The sequence below is a fragment of the Bradyrhizobium sp. USDA 3315 genome, assembly GCF_054056795.1.
The window spans coordinates 2,391,935-2,410,907 of the sequence record NZ_JBSRYP010000001.1 but is presented as its reverse complement, the minus strand read 5'-3'; the positions used below and the strand labels follow the sequence as shown (position 1 = coordinate 2,410,907).

At 60.4% G+C, this 18,973-nt stretch carries 13 protein-coding genes; 10 read left to right on the top strand and 3 right to left on the bottom strand.

From position 1 onward, the window contains the following. The first annotated feature begins 204 nt into the window (after window positions 1-204). The 5 genes from ACVIYL_RS11055 (at window position 205) to ACVIYL_RS11035 (ending at window position 6,920) form a co-directional block, all read left to right on the top strand. Window positions 205-1,368: a GNAT family N-acetyltransferase gene (locus ACVIYL_RS11055; RefSeq protein WP_456778530.1), complete on the top strand. Its 1,164-nt coding sequence runs from the start codon at window positions 205-207 to the stop codon at window positions 1,366-1,368. Window positions 1,369-1,622: 254 nt separating this feature from the next. Beyond that, a complete protein-coding gene (locus ACVIYL_RS11050) occupies window positions 1,623-2,534 on the top strand; it encodes a 4'-phosphopantetheinyl transferase family protein (RefSeq protein ID WP_456778529.1) in 912 nt (303 codons plus the stop codon). A gap of 47 nt (window positions 2,535-2,581) precedes the next feature. Then, window positions 2,582-3,622, top strand: a complete 1,041-nt coding sequence (locus ACVIYL_RS11045) for a thioesterase domain-containing protein (protein WP_456778528.1) — start codon at window positions 2,582-2,584, stop codon at window positions 3,620-3,622. Between the two features lie 41 nt (window positions 3,623-3,663). Beyond that, window positions 3,664-5,676, top strand: a complete 2,013-nt coding sequence (locus ACVIYL_RS11040) for a non-ribosomal peptide synthetase (RefSeq protein ID WP_456778527.1) — start codon at window positions 3,664-3,666, stop codon at window positions 5,674-5,676. 65 nt (window positions 5,677-5,741) lie between these two features. Then, complete coding sequence (locus ACVIYL_RS11035; protein ID WP_456778526.1) at window positions 5,742-6,920, top strand: acyl-CoA dehydrogenase family protein; 1,179 nt, start codon at window positions 5,742-5,744, stop codon at window positions 6,918-6,920. Window positions 6,921-7,136: 216 nt separating this feature from the next. On the opposite strand, the gene asnB is transcribed toward ACVIYL_RS11035, so the two are convergent. Both asnB and ACVIYL_RS11025 read right to left on the bottom strand, forming a co-directional pair. Continuing rightward, the gene (gene asnB / locus ACVIYL_RS11030; protein WP_456778525.1) at window positions 7,137-8,858 is read right to left on the bottom strand and encodes an asparagine synthase B; all 1,722 of its coding nucleotides are present in this window, start codon (window positions 8,856-8,858) and stop codon (window positions 7,137-7,139) included. Between the two features lie 233 nt (window positions 8,859-9,091). After that, complete coding sequence (locus ACVIYL_RS11025) at window positions 9,092-10,471, bottom strand: polysaccharide biosynthesis/export family protein (RefSeq protein WP_057021167.1); 1,380 nt, start codon at window positions 10,469-10,471, stop codon at window positions 9,092-9,094. A gap of 179 nt (window positions 10,472-10,650) precedes the next feature. On the opposite strand from ACVIYL_RS11025, the gene ACVIYL_RS11020 reads away from it, so the two are divergent. The 4 genes from ACVIYL_RS11020 to ACVIYL_RS11005 all read left to right on the top strand — a co-directional run bounded on the left by ACVIYL_RS11020 (window position 10,651) and on the right by ACVIYL_RS11005 (window position 16,285). Next, window positions 10,651-12,150 carry an undecaprenyl-phosphate glucose phosphotransferase gene (locus tag ACVIYL_RS11020; protein WP_456778524.1) on the top strand — a complete coding sequence of 500 codons (1,500 nt, stop codon included), beginning with the start codon at window positions 10,651-10,653 and terminating at the stop codon, window positions 12,148-12,150. A gap of 121 nt (window positions 12,151-12,271) precedes the next feature. Next, a complete protein-coding gene (locus tag ACVIYL_RS11015; protein WP_456778523.1) occupies window positions 12,272-13,444 on the top strand; it encodes a GumC family protein in 1,173 nt (390 codons plus the stop codon). Window positions 13,445-13,835: 391 nt separating this feature from the next. Then, entirely contained in the window at window positions 13,836-15,260 is a 1,425-nt protein-coding gene (locus ACVIYL_RS11010; protein ID WP_456778522.1) for an oligosaccharide flippase family protein, read from the top strand. A gap of 17 nt (window positions 15,261-15,277) precedes the next feature. Beyond that, the gene (locus ACVIYL_RS11005; RefSeq protein WP_456778521.1) at window positions 15,278-16,285 is read left to right on the top strand and encodes an FkbM family methyltransferase; all 1,008 of its coding nucleotides are present in this window, start codon (window positions 15,278-15,280) and stop codon (window positions 16,283-16,285) included. A gap of 114 nt (window positions 16,286-16,399) precedes the next feature. Here the strand turns inward: ACVIYL_RS11005 and ACVIYL_RS11000 are convergent, their stop codons facing one another. Beyond that, window positions 16,400-17,413 carry a polysaccharide deacetylase family protein gene (locus ACVIYL_RS11000; RefSeq protein ID WP_456778520.1) on the bottom strand — a complete coding sequence of 338 codons (1,014 nt, stop codon included), beginning with the start codon at window positions 17,411-17,413 and terminating at the stop codon, window positions 16,400-16,402. A 335-nt stretch (window positions 17,414-17,748) separates the two neighbouring features. On the opposite strand from ACVIYL_RS11000, the gene ACVIYL_RS10995 reads away from it, so the two are divergent. After that, complete coding sequence (locus ACVIYL_RS10995; protein WP_168857663.1) at window positions 17,749-18,969, top strand: glycosyltransferase family 4 protein; 1,221 nt, start codon at window positions 17,749-17,751, stop codon at window positions 18,967-18,969. The last annotated feature ends 4 nt before the right edge of the window (window positions 18,970-18,973 follow it).

Here is an 18,973-nt window from a genome sequence, read left to right as displayed (position 1 = left end):
CTCGATCGAATTCCGGATATAGTTGCCGTGATCGGCCTCCGCCGAGACAACGGTCAGAGACGCCCCACCAGGACGTGTCTGCCAGAGGGATATCCGCGCGTGACGAGCCATCCATCATCGGATCTTGCGCGAACATTGCAGCTCGATCCTTCGGTATTCCCGTCACGTCGCGCATTCAGCCCTCCGGCGTTGGAACGGGAAAGCATGCCTGAGACGGTCACCGATGTCAGCCTGGATGCCCTGGAAAGCATTGCGTGGCTTGAGACCTCATGGAAGGAGCTCGAAGCGCGAGTGACTCACTCGTTCTTCCTGTCCTGGCTCTGGATCGGCACTTGGCTACGGCATATCCCGGATGGCGCGCGACCACACGTCCTCGTGGCCCGGTCATCAGGCAAGATCGTTGGCCTGGCAATTATTTGCCGGCGGAGGGCGTGGAGTCTCGGGCCGCATGCGCGGACGCGCTGGCTGCTCAATGAAACGGGAGATACTCGCTTCGACCGATTGTTCATCGAGTACAACGGTATTCTTGCAGAGCAATCCGATGCCATCATATCGGCAGGTCTCAATGCGTTGACGTCCCGCTTGCACCGCTCGGATCAGTTGGTGCTCTCCGGAATTGATCCGGACCTTGAGGCGACGGCCAGTCGCGCCGCAGGCCGGGCCGGGCTCGTGACCGAGGTGAAAAAGGCTGATGCGGCATTGTGGGTCGATTTTGCCCCGGTCCGCCAGCGCGGGGGGGATTATCGCGCCACATTGGGCCGCAGCACGCGCCAGGCCGTGAACCGCGCCATGCGGTTGTATGCCGAACGCGGCCCCGTTGAACTCCGGATCATGGAAACGACGACGGAGGCCCTCGCCGCGTTCGAATTGCTGAGCGACTTTCATCGGTCGCGATGGGGACGCAGGGGAGCCTTCGCCAATCCCGGCTTCCGTCCGTTTCACGAGGAGCTGATTGCGCGCGGAGTCCCCACGGGGGCCGTTCGCATCTCACGGACGTTGGTTGGGAACGAGACAATTGGGGTCGTGTACAATTTCGTGCACGACGGCCGTGTCCTGAACTACCAGAGCGGCTTTCTCTATGAGAGCGATAGCCGGCTCAAGCCCGGGCTCGTCAGCCATGTGCTGGCTATTGAGGACAGCATAGCACGCGGGGAAAGCGGCTACGACTTCCTGGCCGGTGGCGGCGGGCACAAGTCACATCTGGCCAACAGGGAGCAGGCCATGACGTGGATCGCTGTCGGCAGAGACAGTCCAGAGCGCCACATCGAGGCCAAGCTCCGCAGTGCCAAGCGGATGCTACGAACCATTGCCACGATTCTTCCAAAAAAGACCGCGGCTCTGTATTCCGTATTCGGGGCTGGCTCCTAGTCGATCGGTTTGGGCTCTTTGGCAAGAACCAACGTCCAGGTCGGCGATGTGGCCATGTCGGTGCTACTCCCCTTTTTGACTGCCGGCCGGGGCAGGCGCTTACGCCTGGACTGCATCCATTGACAGCCCAGCGGTCCAATTCCCCTAGGAATATTCCCCGGCTTGCGCTTTTGGCGGAAGGACGCGGCGCTTTGCCACCGCGTCACCCAACTCAAGCCGTGCGATCCGGGGCACCGGATGGGAACTGGCAAAAAATGGGTAATTACGATGGTCCATTGAGCCATGGCGGTGCGCGATTAAAATTTCAATCAGCAGTCCGCTCGAATGCCCATCGCAATACCGTTCGCAACCTACCGGCGGCAATCCGGATCGAGGCTAATAGAAAGCAAGTTGTGATGGCTTTTCGCACAGGTGCCTGTGAACAGAGCGAGTGGGAGAATAGTCGTTCCTTTGACGGGCGAGGCTATCGCAAACTTGAACGTGGGGCTCGCGGAGCCGGCACCGCCCCTTTGAGCTTTTTGGACAAAGCAGTTGAGCTGAGACCCGGGGTCATCACGCCGGTTCTCGAGCATGATGGTCTGGAGGTCCTGGCATTCATGCTCCATGTGGAGCAGGACGTCATCCGGGAGCTAAGCGCTTGCCTCAACGAGGAAGAACATCGGCGCGCCGCGGGATTGAGATTGGAGCGCGATCGCCGCCGCTTCATTGTTAGCCGCGGGCAGCTGCGCCAGGTCCTCGCTTCCAGACTGAGAATTTCGCCTTCAGAGATCGAGCTGGAATATGGACGGCTGGGCAAACCCCACCTCTCCCGCCGCATGCCCGCCCGCGACGTGCGCTTCAGCGTCTCGCGATCTGGAGAAGTAGCGGTCATCGCCCTCTCGATCAGGCAAGAGGTCGGCGTGGACATCGAGGCAATCCTCCCTGTGCCCGAAGCGGACGAGATCGCAGCGCTCTGCCTTTCCACCTCCGAATACGAGTCCTACGCCGCCCTCGATCCGGAAGACCGGCTGGAAGGCTTCCTCCAGCGTTGGACCCGGCTGGAGGCTGTCTCCAAGGCGCTGGGGTGTGGCTTGGGACAGCCGATTTCCTGGGATGAAAGGGATTGGGCTGTCCGAAGCTTCGTACCGCAACCTGGATATGTTGGGAGCGTGGTCGTCCGGAAATGAACTGTCATCCGGAGTCGAAGTCACCGCAATGGCGCACGGAACAGGAAATGTCAGCTTCATCGATGAAAAGCCCGATGTCAGCGCACGTGATGCAGTTCTCGGAGCTGCTCGCAGACCTCGCGGTCAAGGACATCAAGGTCTGGGTGGATGGCGACCGGCTGCGCTGCAACGCCCCGGCCGGCGCGCTGACGGCGGAGCTTCGCGATCAGTTGCAGGGGCGGAAGGGCGAGATCATCGCGTTTCTGAACATGGCCACAGCCGCGGCCAAGCAACCGTCTGCAATCGTTCCGTTGCAGTCTCGCGGCACACGCATACCCATTTACGCAGTCCCCGGTCATGTCGGGGCACCGTCCTCATTCCTGGACCTCTCGAAGCACTTGGGCGTCGATCAACCGTTCTACGCCCTCCAACCGCCTGGCTTCGATGGGCAGAGCGAGCCGATGGATCGCGTCGAAGATATCGCCGAGTACTTCGCCCGCCAGATCGTCGAATATCAGCCGACCGGTCCGTACATCATCGTCGGCTATTGCTCGGGCGCTCCAACAGCTTTTGAACTGGCGAGAATCCTGGGACAGCGCGAGTCCGAGGTCTCATGCGTTGCGCTGTTTGGCCCGCTTCACCCCACCACCTATGGGGAATGGCCGCGCCGGCTGTATTTCATTGCCAGGGGCAAGGCGGAATCGTTCCTGCATGAGACAGCGAAGCTGCCGACATTCGGCGCCCGTCTCCGATATTTCGGCAGTCGCCTGCGCGAGCACGTCCGCGCCCTCGTACCCCTCGTCGGCAAGAGCAATGAGCCTGTCGCGACAGACCCGGTATTGGCGAGCAGGGCTCTGCTCAAATCCACGGCGATCGCGGCCTTTCAGCGCTACACTCCCACTCCGTATTCCGGTCGGGTTTGCATCATCCTTCCCAACAAAGCCTGGCTGCGATCGGGCGCCGCGCCACACCGATGGCTACAAGTAGTGCCGCATGCCGAATTTTACTTCGGGCCCGATGACTGCAACGAAGCCTCGATGCTGATGGAACCTGACGCACCTGCCATTGCGAACCTCTATCGCGAGGCAACCCAAAAGCAGAACGATTGACGTGATTTTCGTTTTTAGTTTTCCCGACGGGAGCGTATTTCATGAACGAAGTCCTACCTATCGCGCCGGAGGGCGTAGCGCTTCCCCTGCTGAAGGATTCCGATCATCAGGCGCTGGTTGTCGATTACAACGCCACGGCGGCACGCTATCCGTCGGACAGGACGATCATCGATCTCTTCCGCGACCAGACGACGCGTAGTCCCGACGCTGAAGCGATCCGCTTTGGCGATGCAACGCTGACCTACCGGCAGCTCGACGAACGCTCCAACCAGATGGCCGCGTATTTGAGCTCGACCGGCGTGGGCCCGGGTCGGATCGCTGTTGTCTTCATGGAGCATTCCATTGAAGTCGTCGTTGCGATCCTGGGCGTGCTGAAGTCCGGCGCAGCCTATGTGCCGGTCGATGCGGCAACGCCGAAGGGGCGTATCGCAACAATCCTGCAGGACATTTCCAACGGGACCAACGGGCGGGCGCCCGTGGCGATCACCCAGTCGCGCCTGCGTTCCGGCATTCCCCCGAACCTTGCCGACATTCTCGTACTCGACGCCGATCTCGATTCGATCTCGAATCAGCCGGCCTCGGCTCGACCGTCCGCTGCCACGCCGGACGGCGCCGCCTATATCATCTTCACCTCCGGCTCGACCGGCACTCCCAAGGGCGTCGAGATCGAGCACCGAAGCCTGGTGAACTACATCTGGTGGGCCGCCCAGGTGTACAGTTCCGACGAAAGCCTCGCATGGCCCCTTTTCTCATCTCTCGCATTTGACCTGACCGTCACAACGCTCTTTACGCCACTCATCACCGGCGGCCGCATCGCGGTCTATCTTGGCGATCCCGGAGTGCAGAGCATGGTCGTGCTGAAGGTGATCGACGACAATGCAGTGGATATCATCAAGCTGACGCCGGCGCATCTCGCGATGATCCGCGACCGCAATCTAGAGACCACAAGACTGCGCAAATTCATCGTGGGCGGTGAGGACTTCAAGGCCGCGCTGGCGCGCGATATCACCAACGCTATTCCCCATCCTATCGAGATCTACAACGAGTATGGACCAACCGAAGCCACGGTGGGCTGCATGATTCACCGCTTCGATACCGACCGGGATCAATCCGCATCGGTGCCGATCGGCGTTCCGGCCGCGAATGCGGGAATCTACGTCCTCAGCAAAGAATATCAGCCCACCGGCCCCGGAATCATCGGTGAGATGTTCATTGCCGGCGACGGTCTCGCGAGAGGCTATTTCAATCGCCCCGATCTGACCGACGAGCGCTTCCGCACGGTCGCCGATCCCCGAGATGGGCGCTCGAAGCTGCGGCTCTATAAAACGGGCGATCTCGCCCGCTGGAACTCGGAAGGACGCCTGGAATTTCTCGGCCGCGCCGATCATCAGGTGAAGGTCGGCGGCACCCGTATCGAGCTCGGCGAGATCGAAGCACGGCTTCTCAAGCACCCGGACGTTCACGAATGCGCCGTCGCCACCTCGATGACGAAAGGAGCGACACAAAAAACGGCCCAAATCGGCCATGGCGAACCGTCGACGCCCGAAGACGGCATCGCACGACTTGTGGCCTACTATGTTGCGTCGAAACCCCTGACCGTGGCGGACCTGCGCGCGCACCTCGCCGAAGAACTGCTGGAGTCCATGATTCCGACGCACTACGTTCGCCTCGAGCGGATGCCGCTCACGCCCAACGGCAAGATCGACCGCTCATCGCTTCCCGAGCCGACGGCGGAAAACATCCAGCCGGCGCAGGTCTTCGCCGCCCCCTCGACAGAGACCGAGAAGGCGCTGGCCGCTCTATGGTGTCAACTCCTGAAGCTCGAGTCGATCGGACGCCACGACAACTTCTTCGAGCTGGGCGGGGAGTCGCTCCTGGTGGTGCGGGCGGTGTCGCGCATGCGAAAGATCTTCGGCGTCGACGTGCAGCTTCGCAACCTCTTTGAGCGGCCGACACTGGCCGAACTGGCGGAAGTCATCGACGGAATGCGCTGGGTGGCCGATTCCAATGCCCCTTCCCTCTCGGAGGGACCGAGAGAGGAGGTCGAACTCTAGCCGGAAGGTCTCCGCCTGGTCTTGGGCGGGACAGGAGCCTTTGAGTCAGGCTCGTAGCAGATCGGATGAAGATGATGGACAAAGCTTGGAAGGCGGCACGAGAGCCGGAGCTGCCCTGGATGGCGGCGGAGTATGAGCTCTTGCGGGACCAGGTCCGCCGGTTCGTCAAGGAGGAAATCAAGCCCTGCGCGGATCACTGGGAAGAGAACGGGTTCATTCCCCGTTCGATCCTGCGCCGCATGGGCGAACTCGGCTTCTTCGGCATCCGCTACCCGGCTGAGTATGGTGGCGCCGAAATGGACTCTGTCGCGTCAACGGTCTTCGCCGAGGAGCTCGGGCGCTCGACCTATGGCGGCGCCGCCGACGCGATGCTCGTCCATGCCGACATGGCTTCCTCGTACGTCTTTCACGACGGGACCAAAGCCCAGCGGGCGCGCTGGATGCCGGGCATTATCAGCGGCGAGGTGATCACCGCGATCGCGATCACGGAGCCGGATGCGGGCTCGGACGTGAAAGCCATCCGCACGCGCGCGGTCCGGGACGGCGACTCCTACGTGCTCGACGGCACCAAGCTCTATATCACAAACGGCGTCCACGCGGATCTCTACTGCGTCGCGGCCAAGACTGATCCCTCGGCCGGAAGCAACGGGATCACGATGTTCCTCGTCGAGAAGGGAACGCCAGGCTTCAGCGTCGCGCGCGAGCTGGACAAGCTCGGCTGGCGCTCCTCCGACACGGCGGAACTTGTCTTCGACGGCTGCCGCATCCCCGCCGACAACGTGCTCGGCGCGGAGGGACAAGGCTTCTACTCAATCATGCGCAACTTGCAGAACGAACGCCTTGTCCTCGCCGCCATGGCGATAGGGATGGCCGAGGCAGCGATCGACATGACCCTCACCTACGTGAAAACCCGCCGGGCATTCGGGGGCGTCCTTTGGGACATGCAGGCGATCCGTCAGCGGCTCGCGATGCTTTCTGCGAAAGTGGAGGCAAGCCGCGGGTTTCTCTATGCCACCGCTTGGCGCATGGCGGCCGATGACGATTGCCTGCGCGAGATCTCGATGTTGAAGGCCATCTGCGGCGAACTCGTCAACGAGGTCGCGTATGATTGCGTGCAGTTCCACGGCGCCATGGGCGTCATGCGCGAGAGCGCGATCGAGCGCGTCGCGCGTGACGCCCGCGTCCTTTCGATCGCCGGCGGCGCGACCGAAGTGATGCTTGAGGTGGTCGCATCGATGTCATGATCCTGACGCGGCGTTGAGGCGTCGCTCTGGCGTCAGCTGCAGGAAGGCGGGGTGCCGGCCCTTCGGGCGGCGGGCTCGGATGGAACCAGTATCCGGGCCGATCCCGGCGGCCGACGCAGCATACGGCGCGCCGGATTCACCCACAACGGTAGGCGTCATTGCCGCCGAACACCGGCAGACACTGTGTGGAATCCGAGATTCGCTTGAAGGAGGATTTCACTCCGCCGCTGCAACCCGTCCGCTCGATGCAGCCTTCGGACTGCCGAGGTTTTCAACATGATCGATGGCCTGAACGTGGATCCCCTTCACGGCCCTTCCGGATGGGTCATTCATGCTCGCAAATTGCTGAGACCAAAGAAACGCGGTCGGCGTGGAGCATGCGATCGAAGGACCGACGGGCACAGTCAGGCAGGCTGTCGGGTTGTTGAAAATGCTGTCAAAGATCGTCCGGTAGAAATAGCCTTCCTTGGACGTCGGCGTTTGCCGCGGAAAGCGCTTGCTCGCCTCTGTGAGCATCTGATCCGAGACTTTGTTCTCGGCATGATGCTTCAAGCTTTCAATCCAGCCATATCCTACCCCGTCGGAAAACTGCTCCTTTTGACGCCACAAGATCGCTTGCGGCAGCAGGTCGGTAAATGCTTCCCGCAATATGCCCTTCTCGATTTTCTCGCCAGGGCACATCTTCTCGGCGGGGTTTATCGACATTGCGTAGTCCAGAAATTCCTTGTCCAGGAAAGGCACACGGGCTTCGACCCCCCACGCCGCCATTGCCTTGTTCGCGCGACAGCAATCATACTTGCTGAGCGCAAAGATCTTTCGGACAGTCTCGTCGTGGAATTCTTCTGCTGACGGCGCCATGTGGAAGTAGAGATAGCCGCCGAATACCTCGTCAGCGCCTTCTCCGGACAACACCATTTTGATGCCCATTGATTTGATTTTGCGCGCCATGAGATACATCGGCGTGCCGGCACGAATGGTGGTGACGTCAAAGGTCTCCAGGTGCCGGATCACGTCCGGCAATGCGTCCAATCCTTCCTGCACGGTAAAAACAATCTCGTGATGGACCGTGCCGATGTGAGCTGCCACGTCTCGCGCATGCTTCATGTCAGGTGAGTTTTCGAGGCCGACCGAGAACGAGTGCAGCCTCGGCCACCATGCCTCTTCGGTTTCTCCCGACTCGATCCGCTTGAAGCGGTGGCGCGCCGCGAGCGCCGCGATAAGCGACGAGTCGAGCCCGCCGGAAATAAGCACCCCGTAAGGCACATCGCACATCATCTGCTGCTTGACCGCAGCTTCGAGCGAAGATCGGAGCTCCTGCAGGGACACCTTCCTGGTTGGAAGAGCATGTGCCCACTGTGGATCATACCACTTGACGAACTTTCCGGCTTTGGCGCTGTAGTGATGCCCCGGAGGAAACTCCCGGATCGTCTCGCATACGCCATCGAGGGCTTTCATTTCGCTCGCGACGTAAGTCGTGCCGTCGCTGCCCCATCCGATGTAAAGCGGAACAATGCCGATGTGGTCTCGGGCGACGAAGAAATCGCCACTGCGCTCATCGAAGAGGGCAAATGCAAAGATTCCACTCAGCATATTGCACACGGCAGGGCCGTACTCGTCGTAGAGATACAGGATGATTTCGCAGTCGGACTTCGTTTTCCATGCGTGCGGCAGCTTCAGCGCCTCGCGCAAACCGACATGATTGTAGATCTCTCCGTTCACGGCCAAAGCGCGACCCGCGGTCACGTCGAGAAGGGGTTGAGCGCCGTGCTCCACGTCGACGATGGAAAGGCGCTCGTGCGCGAGCACTGCGCCGTCGCTGGAATAAATGCCGCTCCAGTCTGGCCCGCGGTGCCTGACCGTCTTGGCCATCTCGAGTGCCCGGCTGCGCGCCGTCTCGAGCGATTCTTTAAATCCAAAGATGCCAACGAAGCCGCACAAGGAGGTTGCCCCTTCTGTAAGTTCAGATCGCAGCGAAGCGGAACAGCGGATCGAGAACGGCAAAAGTCACAAAATATTCAAGGTTCAGATCAAGCGGAATTACCTTATGCCTATGCCTAAGCGGCGACACCGTCGCATAGGCTAAAAATATACGGACAAGCGGCATCAAACTCCGTGGCTGCTCGTGTCTTCTCGACGTGCCAATCCCGATCACTCTGCCGCTTCCGGCTTTGTCACCTGCTGTCACGCCGCGAGTCTGCCGCGGTCACGTCGGTCCGGCCTATCACGACCGGAACGTTTGAACTGCTCAGCTTTCGGGGTGCCGCGTCGGGACCATCCTGATATCGCAGCGAGACCTCGATGGTGTCACCGGGCTGCAACTCGGCATCCTCGTTCACGACAATCCGTTCCGGTCCTTTCTCGCTCTTTCTAATAATAGCAATATCGGGCTTACTGCCGGCTCCCCGTGCGAGCTGCGATCGAACCATCGAAGTGTATTGAAGCTTCTCACCGACGCTTTGCAGTTTCTCGCGAATCTGATTGAGCTTTAAGCTGGTCTCTTGCAGCTCACGGAACAGATCAAGCTTCCGCTGATCGTCGAGCTTTGCCAACCGTCTGGCGTACTCGTCCTGCAATTTCTTGACCTGGAGCAATTGCGCAGAAGTCTGCAACCTCCGGGTCGCCGACAGCAGAACCGCGCGACGCGCATCCGTCACGCGAGGGCTGATCAACGATCCCTTGCCGAACAGGTCGGTCGCCTTCTGAAGGTCCTCGACGTCGGACTGAAGTCCCTCTTCATCTTTCTTTTGCTGCTCCGATAGCACGCGGACCTCGTCGTCTCCCTGCCGAACGCTGCGCTGCAAGTACGCCTTTTCCTGCTGATAGTCGCTCTGCTTCGTCTTCAGATATTCGGCTTCCGCATTGACGATTTCCGAAACCGCCGACCGGGCTATCGGCAGGTCGGCAAGAGACGCGCTTGGATTGATCTGCGTCCCCTCCCCGAGCTCGCTCTTGATGCGCCACATCCGCGCCTGTTCCTTGGCGAGTTCTGTCCAGAGCGATCCATACTCGCTTCTCAGGTCGGCTGACTCGAGATACGGGTTGTTCATTCTGATATGCATGATGTCGTAGCCACCCGCCATGGCGATGAGCTGGCGCGCGGTGCTCGCCGGACGATAAGGATACTCCCCCGGCTTCGACACGTCCCCGTTGACGTAAACAGGCCTGTACTCCGCAACGATCGCCGTGACCTGATCTGCATCTATCACGACCACGACCTCGCGGCCGTCCACGGTCCTCTGTCGAAAGACCTTGCTCGTCATTGCGGCCCCGACCTTGGCCCGAATCTCTTGCAACGGCAGGCCGGCGACCGGGACCATCCCGACCAGCGGCAAAGAGATATTGCCATCGACTTGGACGGGCGCGCGCTGCCGCAGCTCCGGCACGCCGGCTACCGCGACCTCCAGAACATCTCCGACGCTCACTCGATATTCGGCTTTCGCCTGCGCGGAAATCGTCAGGCCAACAGCCACCAGGCCCCACCTGACGCAATGGCCTGGTTGACCGCGACGGTTGTCAAGACGGAGGAAATTACGCAGCTTGGCGTGCGGCATGGCGTGCTCGATGGCTCGGTCTCACGGATTGATCGACAATCTAATCCCGCAGCGCCTCGGCTCAACTGACCATCGTAGTTACTCCCGGCTACCCATTTATTGCCAATCCGCCTCCTGACCCGAATGCTATGTTTTTGTCAGGGGGACGGACTGCGTGACGGACTGCTTGGGAGTAACCGGTGAGTTATGCGTTTTTCACCAATGCGCCGGCCCCTACCGAGCGTTCGGCGCATTCGGTCGCTGGCCGCAAGGCAATTGCGGCTGACCTTGGCAAGAGCAGATTGGCCGCCTTGCTGGTACTGGCGGCAGGCGCCGAGTTCCTCCTCGTAGCCGTTGGGGCTTTTGCCGCTGCCGTCCTCTATTATCGGCTGGTCCTTGCGCTCGACTATCCGGACACTCCCAAATACATCCTGGAATCTCTTCTGATTGCCACGTTGCAACTGCTCGTATCCGTTGGGCTCCGGCAGTATTCGCGGATCCAGACGCAGCCCCGCCACATCTTCCTATGGAGCGGCGTCAGCGCCGTCTTCTTCGTATTCTCCTTCTTCATCTCAACGATATTTCTTCTCAAGATCTCGGACGGCTACTCGCGCGCGACCGTGATGGCCCAGGCGGCAAGCGTTATCGTCATGGTGCTCTTCGCGCGGGCAGTATGCTTCTCGTTGCTGCAACCTGCCATCGCATCCGGACTGATCGACGCCAGGCGCGTCATCCTCATAGGTGAACCGAGCCACTGCCTGGATTTTTCCGCACGAGCAAGCGCCACCGGAATCCGGACCATTCGCTCGTTCGAGTTGCCGACCTTTCGCAAGGGCTCTTCGGCATCGGAGCATTTCGGGGCGGTCGAAGTGCTATCCCATGTCCGCGAACTGATCGCAGAGTGCCGGCCCCTGCGAGCGGATGACATTGTCATTCTGACTTCGGAGTCGGATGTTCGGGCGGCCCTCGCGCTCGCCGGCGCCCTGTCAGAGCTCCCGGTCGACGTTCACGTCGTCCCGGTCGGTGCAATCGACCTCATGGCCGTGTCGCGCATCACGCAATTCGGCAACATGGTGACGATGCGCATCTTCCAGTCTCCCCTGACGCCGTTCCACCGGGCGATCAAACGAGCCTTCGACATCGCGGCCGCAATTGCCGGACTTGTCATCATCAGTCCCCTCTTCGTCATCATTCCAATCGCAATCAAGCTCGATTCCCCCGGGCCGGTGCTATTTCGTCAGACGCGGCACGGCTACAACAACGAGACTATTCGCGTGTTGAAATTCAGATCGATGACCGTGACGGAGGACGGCGACAATTTCAAGCAGGTGACCAGACACGATCCACGTGTGACCCGGTTGGGACGCTTCATGCGCCACACCAATATCGATGAGCTTCCACAGCTCTTCAACGTGCTGGTCGGCGATATGTCACTCGTCGGGCCTCGTCCGCACGCGACCTCGCAGAACGAGAGCTTCGCCCGGATGATTTCGTCATTCTCCCGCCGCCACAACGTCAAGCCCGGCATTACCGGCTGGGCACAGGTCAACGGCTATCGTGGCGAAACCGACACCCTGGAGAAGATGCAACGTCGTGTCGAGCATGACCTCTATTACATCGACAATTGGTCATTCCTTCTCGATCTCAAGATCATCGTCATGACCCTCTTCTCCAGAAAGGTCTATTGGAATGCCTTCTAGCGCGATGACGATTGCTGCATGCAGTCCGTACAGCAAGATCGCAAGGGCATTGCAGTCGATCCCGTTCCCGTTTGATCGGCGGAGGCTTCGGTAGGCCACCAGTAACTGCAGGTTCGAGACAATGCTGCAAACTCACAGAACTGACAATTCGGCACCTCAGGACACGATGCCGCCTGAATTTGGTTCGCCGGCCGAATTCGTGGCGGAGGGTCTCGCCTTCTTGCGCCGCCGTCTCTCGATCATACTGCTGACGTGTTTCTTGATGTTTGGCGCCGGCTTGCTCTATCTCGTTGTCGCAGTTCCGACGTTTACGGCAACCGCGCAACTCATCGTCGACGCCAAGACGACTTCTTCCAACGACACGGCGTCGGCAACGACGGCCGTCGAAAGTCAGGTCGCAATCTTGAAGTCGGAGAGCGTCGCTCGCGCAGCGATCGCGAAGCTCGGTTTGGCGGGAGACCGGGAATTCTCCGGCGGCGCCCTGCACCACCTCAGTCGGTCGACATCCCGGTTGCTCGGCTGGAGCAGGCAGGACACGGACGTCGTCACGCGTGATGCGATGGAAGCATTCGCGCGCAAGCTCTCGGTGAAGCGCGCCGGTCTCACCTACATAGTCGATCTCGCCTTCAGCTCCGCCGACCCCGATCGGGCCGCGCAGGTCCTGGACACCGTCGTAGAGACCTACATCACGACGCAAATGGACGCGAAATACAAATGGGGCCTGCAAAACGAGAAATGGGTCAAGGAACGTGTCAACGAATTGAGCAACCAGGCGTCGACTGCCAAAAAGGCCGTAGCGGATTACAACAGGGCCAGGAATGGCATCGCGGCTCCTGCGAACACCGCCGAGGCAGGTCCACCCTCGTCGCAGTCGACCGGAACGGCGCAAGACGAACTCCGCGAACTGGAAGCCACGGCTGACGCCGCCACCCGAACGTATGACAATTTCCTCCGGATGTTGCGTTACATGGACGCCATGCAACAGCAATCCGCGCCGGTGTTCGAGGCTCGTCTGCTCACCGGAGTGTCTCATCCCTACACGGCCAGTTCGCCGAACGCCCGTTTGATACTTGGATCAGCGATCCTCGGCGGCATGCTTCTGGGGATAGGAATAGGATTGCTGCGCGACAGGTCGGACCGGGAACGCGCGCACGCGCGCAGGTCTGCAGCCACCGCATCCGGAGGAACTGCAGTCGTCCAGGGACTCAAGGCGAACGGCGTGAAGCCCCATTTCGATGGTTCGTTCAAGGTCGAGAAACAACACACCTACAAGGAGGCCAATCCTGACTTATAGTCGCATGAATTGGCTCCCGATCGCGATACCGCAAGCTCGATTGAAACGCCCCGTACATCACCCGTCGAACAATGCTCGTCGGCGAACCGCCTTCATCGCGACGAAGGCAGCATGTTTCTCGTTACGGCCCACCGGAGTGGGTAATCCAGAAGGGCCGGACGCTCTCCGCAGCCGTGGGGTTATATTCGACCCTGCGACAATGTGCCGATTTGACAATGTGTAACATTTGAACGCTCAGCCTCCGCGCAGTCCGCTCCTCCGCCCACGAGGTGCGCCGAACCGGGAATTCCGGGCAAGAGCTCGATCACAATTACTGGGCGCCGCGTGGCGTCCACCAACGTTGGCTTGAGCAATGACGAGCTTTACTCGACCGTCCGGCGGACCGGCGACCATGTTCAGCAATGTCTTCCGGCAGTCATGGCTGGCCTTGGCATACCGATGCTCGGGCGCCGTCGTCTCCCTCCTCTTCGGCGTAAGTTTTGCGCGGATGATGAACATAGAGGAATACGGTGCGCTCATGTCGTTGATGACGTTCGCGCTCGTAGCCTCCACGGTCGGCCTCATCGGTCAGCAATTTCGCGTGTTGCGGGAAATACCAAGCATCGCCGCCCGGAAAGACTACCCGGAGATCGGCTCGATTGTCGCGAAGCGGGTTCGCGTGGCATGTCTGGGCAGCGTTGCCGTGGCCGTACTCGCCCTCCTTCCGTTCGTCGCCGCTCACGGCCGCGACGGAATATTCGGAGGCTGGCAATATGCCACGAGCGTGCTCCTGATATTGCCGTTGTCCTTGATCGAAATGCAGAGCTCGCTGGGGCGCGCGCTCGGCTCGGTCAATCTCGCACTCGTGTCGAAGGATGTACTGTGGAGATTTCTCATCATATTGTTGGGCGCCGTTCTCTTCGCGACGTCTGGCCATCCGCTGCCGGCTGAAGACGTTCTGCTGATTGCGACTGGAATCCTGATCGTGTTGATCGCCGCCCAGAACATCTACCTGCGGCATCTCGCGGAGGGGTGTAAGGTATTCACCATGGCGGTGGGGCGATCGAATGACCGGCTTCGCGACATCGTTTCCACTTCGGGACCGTTCTGGGTAACCAGCGTCACGAGCATCATGGGCGGCACGGTCGACCTCGTCGTCATCTCGGTCATGGTCGGCCCGGAAGCCGGAGGATATTACTACGCTGCCAGCCGGATCGCGCTCCTTCTCGATTTCTTCCTGGCGACCTTTTGTATTCCCGCGGCGCCCCTCATCGCACGTCTGTTCGATGAGAATCGTCATGCGGAAATCACGCGCGTCACGTCGGGAGCGTCATTGGCTGCGTTTGTCGCTGTCCTCGGCTGCGTTGCGACGTTGGCGCTTGGCGGCGACCTCGCGCTGATGGCGTTCGGAGCGACTTTCACCCGCGCCTACGGCGTCCTGATGGTCCTGGCAACCGGCATGCTGGTGTCGACATATTTCGGGATCGGCCCCATCGCCCTGAATATGACAGGCCATCAGCGCGCCGCGATGCACATCGTGGTGATCACTTGGGTGTCGGGGATCCTGGCCATGGTCGGCGCGACTTGGGCCTTCGGGACGATAGGAGCAGCGGTTGCCGGCTCCTGCGCGGGCATCGCGACCAGGGCGTGGACTGCGGCCTACATTTATTCGGCAGAAGGGATCGATATCACCGCCACCACGGCGCTCCGCGCGTTGGTTAGGCGCGCAACGAGCCGAGGAGTATCCGAACCGCGTAGCGAGGCAATACGGCCAGAAGCCAGCGGCACCATTCTTGACCTGCAGCCTGCTCGCGGCAGTCGGGACACACGTACATGAATTGGGGAGATAGTTGAATGCGTTCGCTGTCATCCGAGGACGCGACTGCTGCAATTGGATTTACGCGCGGGAGGCGGTACCTGATGGGCCGGTCTACATTCGATTACGAGGTGTCAGGAAGCCGGCTTTCCATGGGGCTGGTGAGGCTTCTGCACACCGTTGTTGCGCGGAGTACCGGGCGCGGTATGGGACTTGCCATGCGGGCGGTCAAGCCGCTTCTGCATTCCCAGCTGTCTTGCGTCCATTTCACCGACGGCAGCCGCTTGTACTTCGAGCTGAACGACGTCTACTGGAATGCGTTCTTCATCGGCCAGCCCGGCATGACCTACGAGCCGGACATAGCGACGCTTCTGCTGCGGCTGAAGGATACCGACTATACGTTCTTCGATTGCGGTGCAAACATCGGATACTGGTCCGTTCTCGTCACGTCGGAAATGCTGGGTCGCAAGCGCGCGATTGCCGTCGAGGCTTCACGGGAGACGCTTGCAATTCTCGAGCAGAACCGTGACGCGAATGATCAACGCTTCGAGATCTGCCGAAGGGCATTGTTCGAGTACGACGGGCGCAGCCTGTTCTTCTCCGACGACGGACCTCATTCGGCCCGGCACATCGTAACGTCGCAGAGCAGCCGTCCGTCGCACACCGAACCGGTCATGTCGATAACGATCGATGCGTTGGCAAGGGACCAGCAGCTGACCGACAGCGATCGGCTCGTCATCAAGCTCGACGTCGAGGGCCAGGAGGTTGCGTCCCTGAAGGGCGCTCGGCAGGCTTTGAAGCGCGACACGCTGATCATCTACGAAGATCATGGCCAGGATCGCAGCCACGCGACCACGAGGTACGTGTTCGAGGCACTTGGACTTCCGGTGTTTGCTCTTGCTGCAGACGGATCAATCACGAAGGTCAGTGACCTCGGCACACTGGATCGCCTGAAGGTGAACCCCAAAATCGGCTACAATTTCGCGACCTGCCCACCCGGATCCGGCTTCCACCGCTGGATATCAGGAATCGCCAGTCAGGCCTGATCGTGTCGGGCGCCGATCCTGGCGCACGAGATCGCCGGCGGCTCAACCTAGTTCGCGCGCCCGAGCCAGAATTCGCGTGCACTCAACTCTTCGACGCGATCGGAATGCACGATATCAGTCGCCGCGACCGAACAGCATCTGGACCGCCGACTGGACGCCATTCATTCGCCCCTCGAACGGAATTCTCCCGTCGGAAGGACCTCCGACCGCGATGCGGGGGAGCCCAAAAGGATTCAGCTTGCGATCAGATATCTGTCCATGCCGGGTTGTGACTGCGGTCGAAAAACCGACCTCCACCGCGAGATGTTGTTCTCGATCACCGCATGCCCTGGAGTTGCCGTAGGGAAAAGCGACGTGCCGAACCGGGCGCTGAAGCAGTCTCTCCAGATAGGTGCGATTACCCGCCATTTCGGCGCGCGCTGAAGCTGCATTCAGGTACGCGAGCGCTGGATGCGATTCCGTATGCCCGCCAATCGTAGCCAAGGGGTGTCGTGCCAGGAGCTGAAGCTCCCGCTCGTTGATGAAATAGGCGTCGTTCAAGGCCTCCAGCGACAGATCGGCCTTGCTGAACGTAGGGGCGAGCATCTCGACTCGTTGGTAATCTTCATGGACCCAGTTGCTCACCTTCTCCAGGGCCGATGCTTTCTCGTCAAAATCGCGACAGCTGAATCGCATGTTCATTGCGTCGATCGCAAGACTGTCTCTCGAGCGGAACAGGTCGCGCAAGCCCAGCCACCACGGTTGCAGCGTCCGCTTCACCGCACCCGTTGGAACATATATGGTGAAGGGCGCATTATTTCGCTCAAGGATCGGCAATGCCGTCGTGACGTTGTCCTTGTAGCCGTCGTCGAAGGTAAGCACCGCATAACGGCGGGGTTCAGGATCCACCGCCAGCCGCTCGAGACATGCATCGAGACTGACAATCTCCCATCCTTGCTGGCGTAGCCACTTCAGGGTGTATTCAAAGAAATCAGGCGATGCACCGGTCTTCAGCTCCGAGCGCCAATCCGGCTGAATCTCGTGGAACATCAGGATAGTGGCCCTGCCGGCAAATGCCATGCGCAAAGCAGGCGCAAGTCCCGCCCAACTTGCCGCATGGAATATCGTTCGGCTGAGTAGTCGCTTCACGCGAAATCACCACCGGACAGGTTGATTGCGCGCAAGCCGACCAAGCGTCTTCGGTGCTCATGTGATTGCGTGCGCGATCTGCCCATGCTCATCTCAAATAGCCCTCGTGAACACAGCAGTGTTTCCGATGGGAAACACCCCTCCATTTATCGACAAACCGCGGCGCTCTGGCAACCACGGCGCTGGTACTCACTACTGGGTACCCCAGATTTCATCGCCTCCACTCTGAATGCGCCGCCTGCATCGAACTGCTTTCACGGTAGCTTTTCGTCAGACACAGAGTGCACCGGCCACTGGTGATGCCGGCCTTCGTGATGCGCGTGTCGAGGGCCTCAATGAAAGTACTGCTCGCCAATAAGTTTCTGTTCAACAACGGTGGCGCAGAGGCAGTGCTGCTTCAGGAAAGAATGTTCCTGACGAGCAGCGGGGCAGACGTCATTGACTTTGCGATGCAGCACGAGCGGAACATCGAGTCCCGCTACGCAAATCACTTCGTGTCTCGCCAGGAATACCGGACCGGCGGCCATCTCGCCAAAATCAAGAGCGCGCTCTCATTGATTCACTCGCGCGAAGCCGTGAGCAAACTCGCATCTCTGATCGAGGAGACCCGACCGGACCTGATGCACTGCCACAACATCTATCATCAGCTGACCCCGTCGATTGTCGGCGTCGCCAAGTCGCGCGGGATTCCGGTCGTGCTCACACTGCACGATTCGAAGCCGGTGTGTCCGGTGCACACCCGCATGCGAGAGGACCAATTGTGTTCATCGTGTCTCTCAGGCGATTTCCATCACGTGCTGATGCACCGTTGCGCTGACGGCTCGATCGCACAGAGCGCCACGCTTTACATGGAAGCGGTCATTCAGCGCTGGTTTGGCAGCTACGAGAAGGTGGATCGCTTCCTCGCGCCGAGCCAGTTCATGCGGGAGTCGGTGTTGCCTCGGTTCGCCGCGGACCGGGTACAGGTGCTCTACAACGGCGTGGATGTCAGCGGCATTTCGGCGAGCGATCGGGACAAGGGATACGTGCTTTATTGCGGCCGGCTCGCGCCGGGAAAAGGTGCGGAGACGCTGTTGCGCGCCCACGAAGCAGCGGACTGCCGGTGGCCTCTCGTCATCGCAGGCTCCGGCCCGCTGGCGGATAGTTTGAAGACGCAATTCACCCGGAATGTGCGTTTCGCGGGCCAGCTATCCGGCGAGACTTTAAACGAGACGATCGCCGAGGCTTCCGTGGTGGTTGTGCCTTCGGAGTGGTGCGAGAACTGTCCGATGTCGGTGCTGGAGGCGATGGCCTATGGCAAGGCGGTCATAGCGACCCGCGTCGGCGGCATTCCGGAGCTCGTGGACGATCAAGTGACGGGGCTTTTGTTTGAGCCCGGCAATACGGACGAGCTTCGTCAGCACGTCGACTGCCTGATGAACGACGCCGCACGCCGTGCAGGCATGGGAGCAGCAGGAAGAAGTCGCGTCGAAGCCGACTTCTCCCTCGAGAAGCATAACACCGAGCTGATGGCCGTCTACCGATCACTGGTGAGCGAGCGGCATTCATCGCATTGAGGAT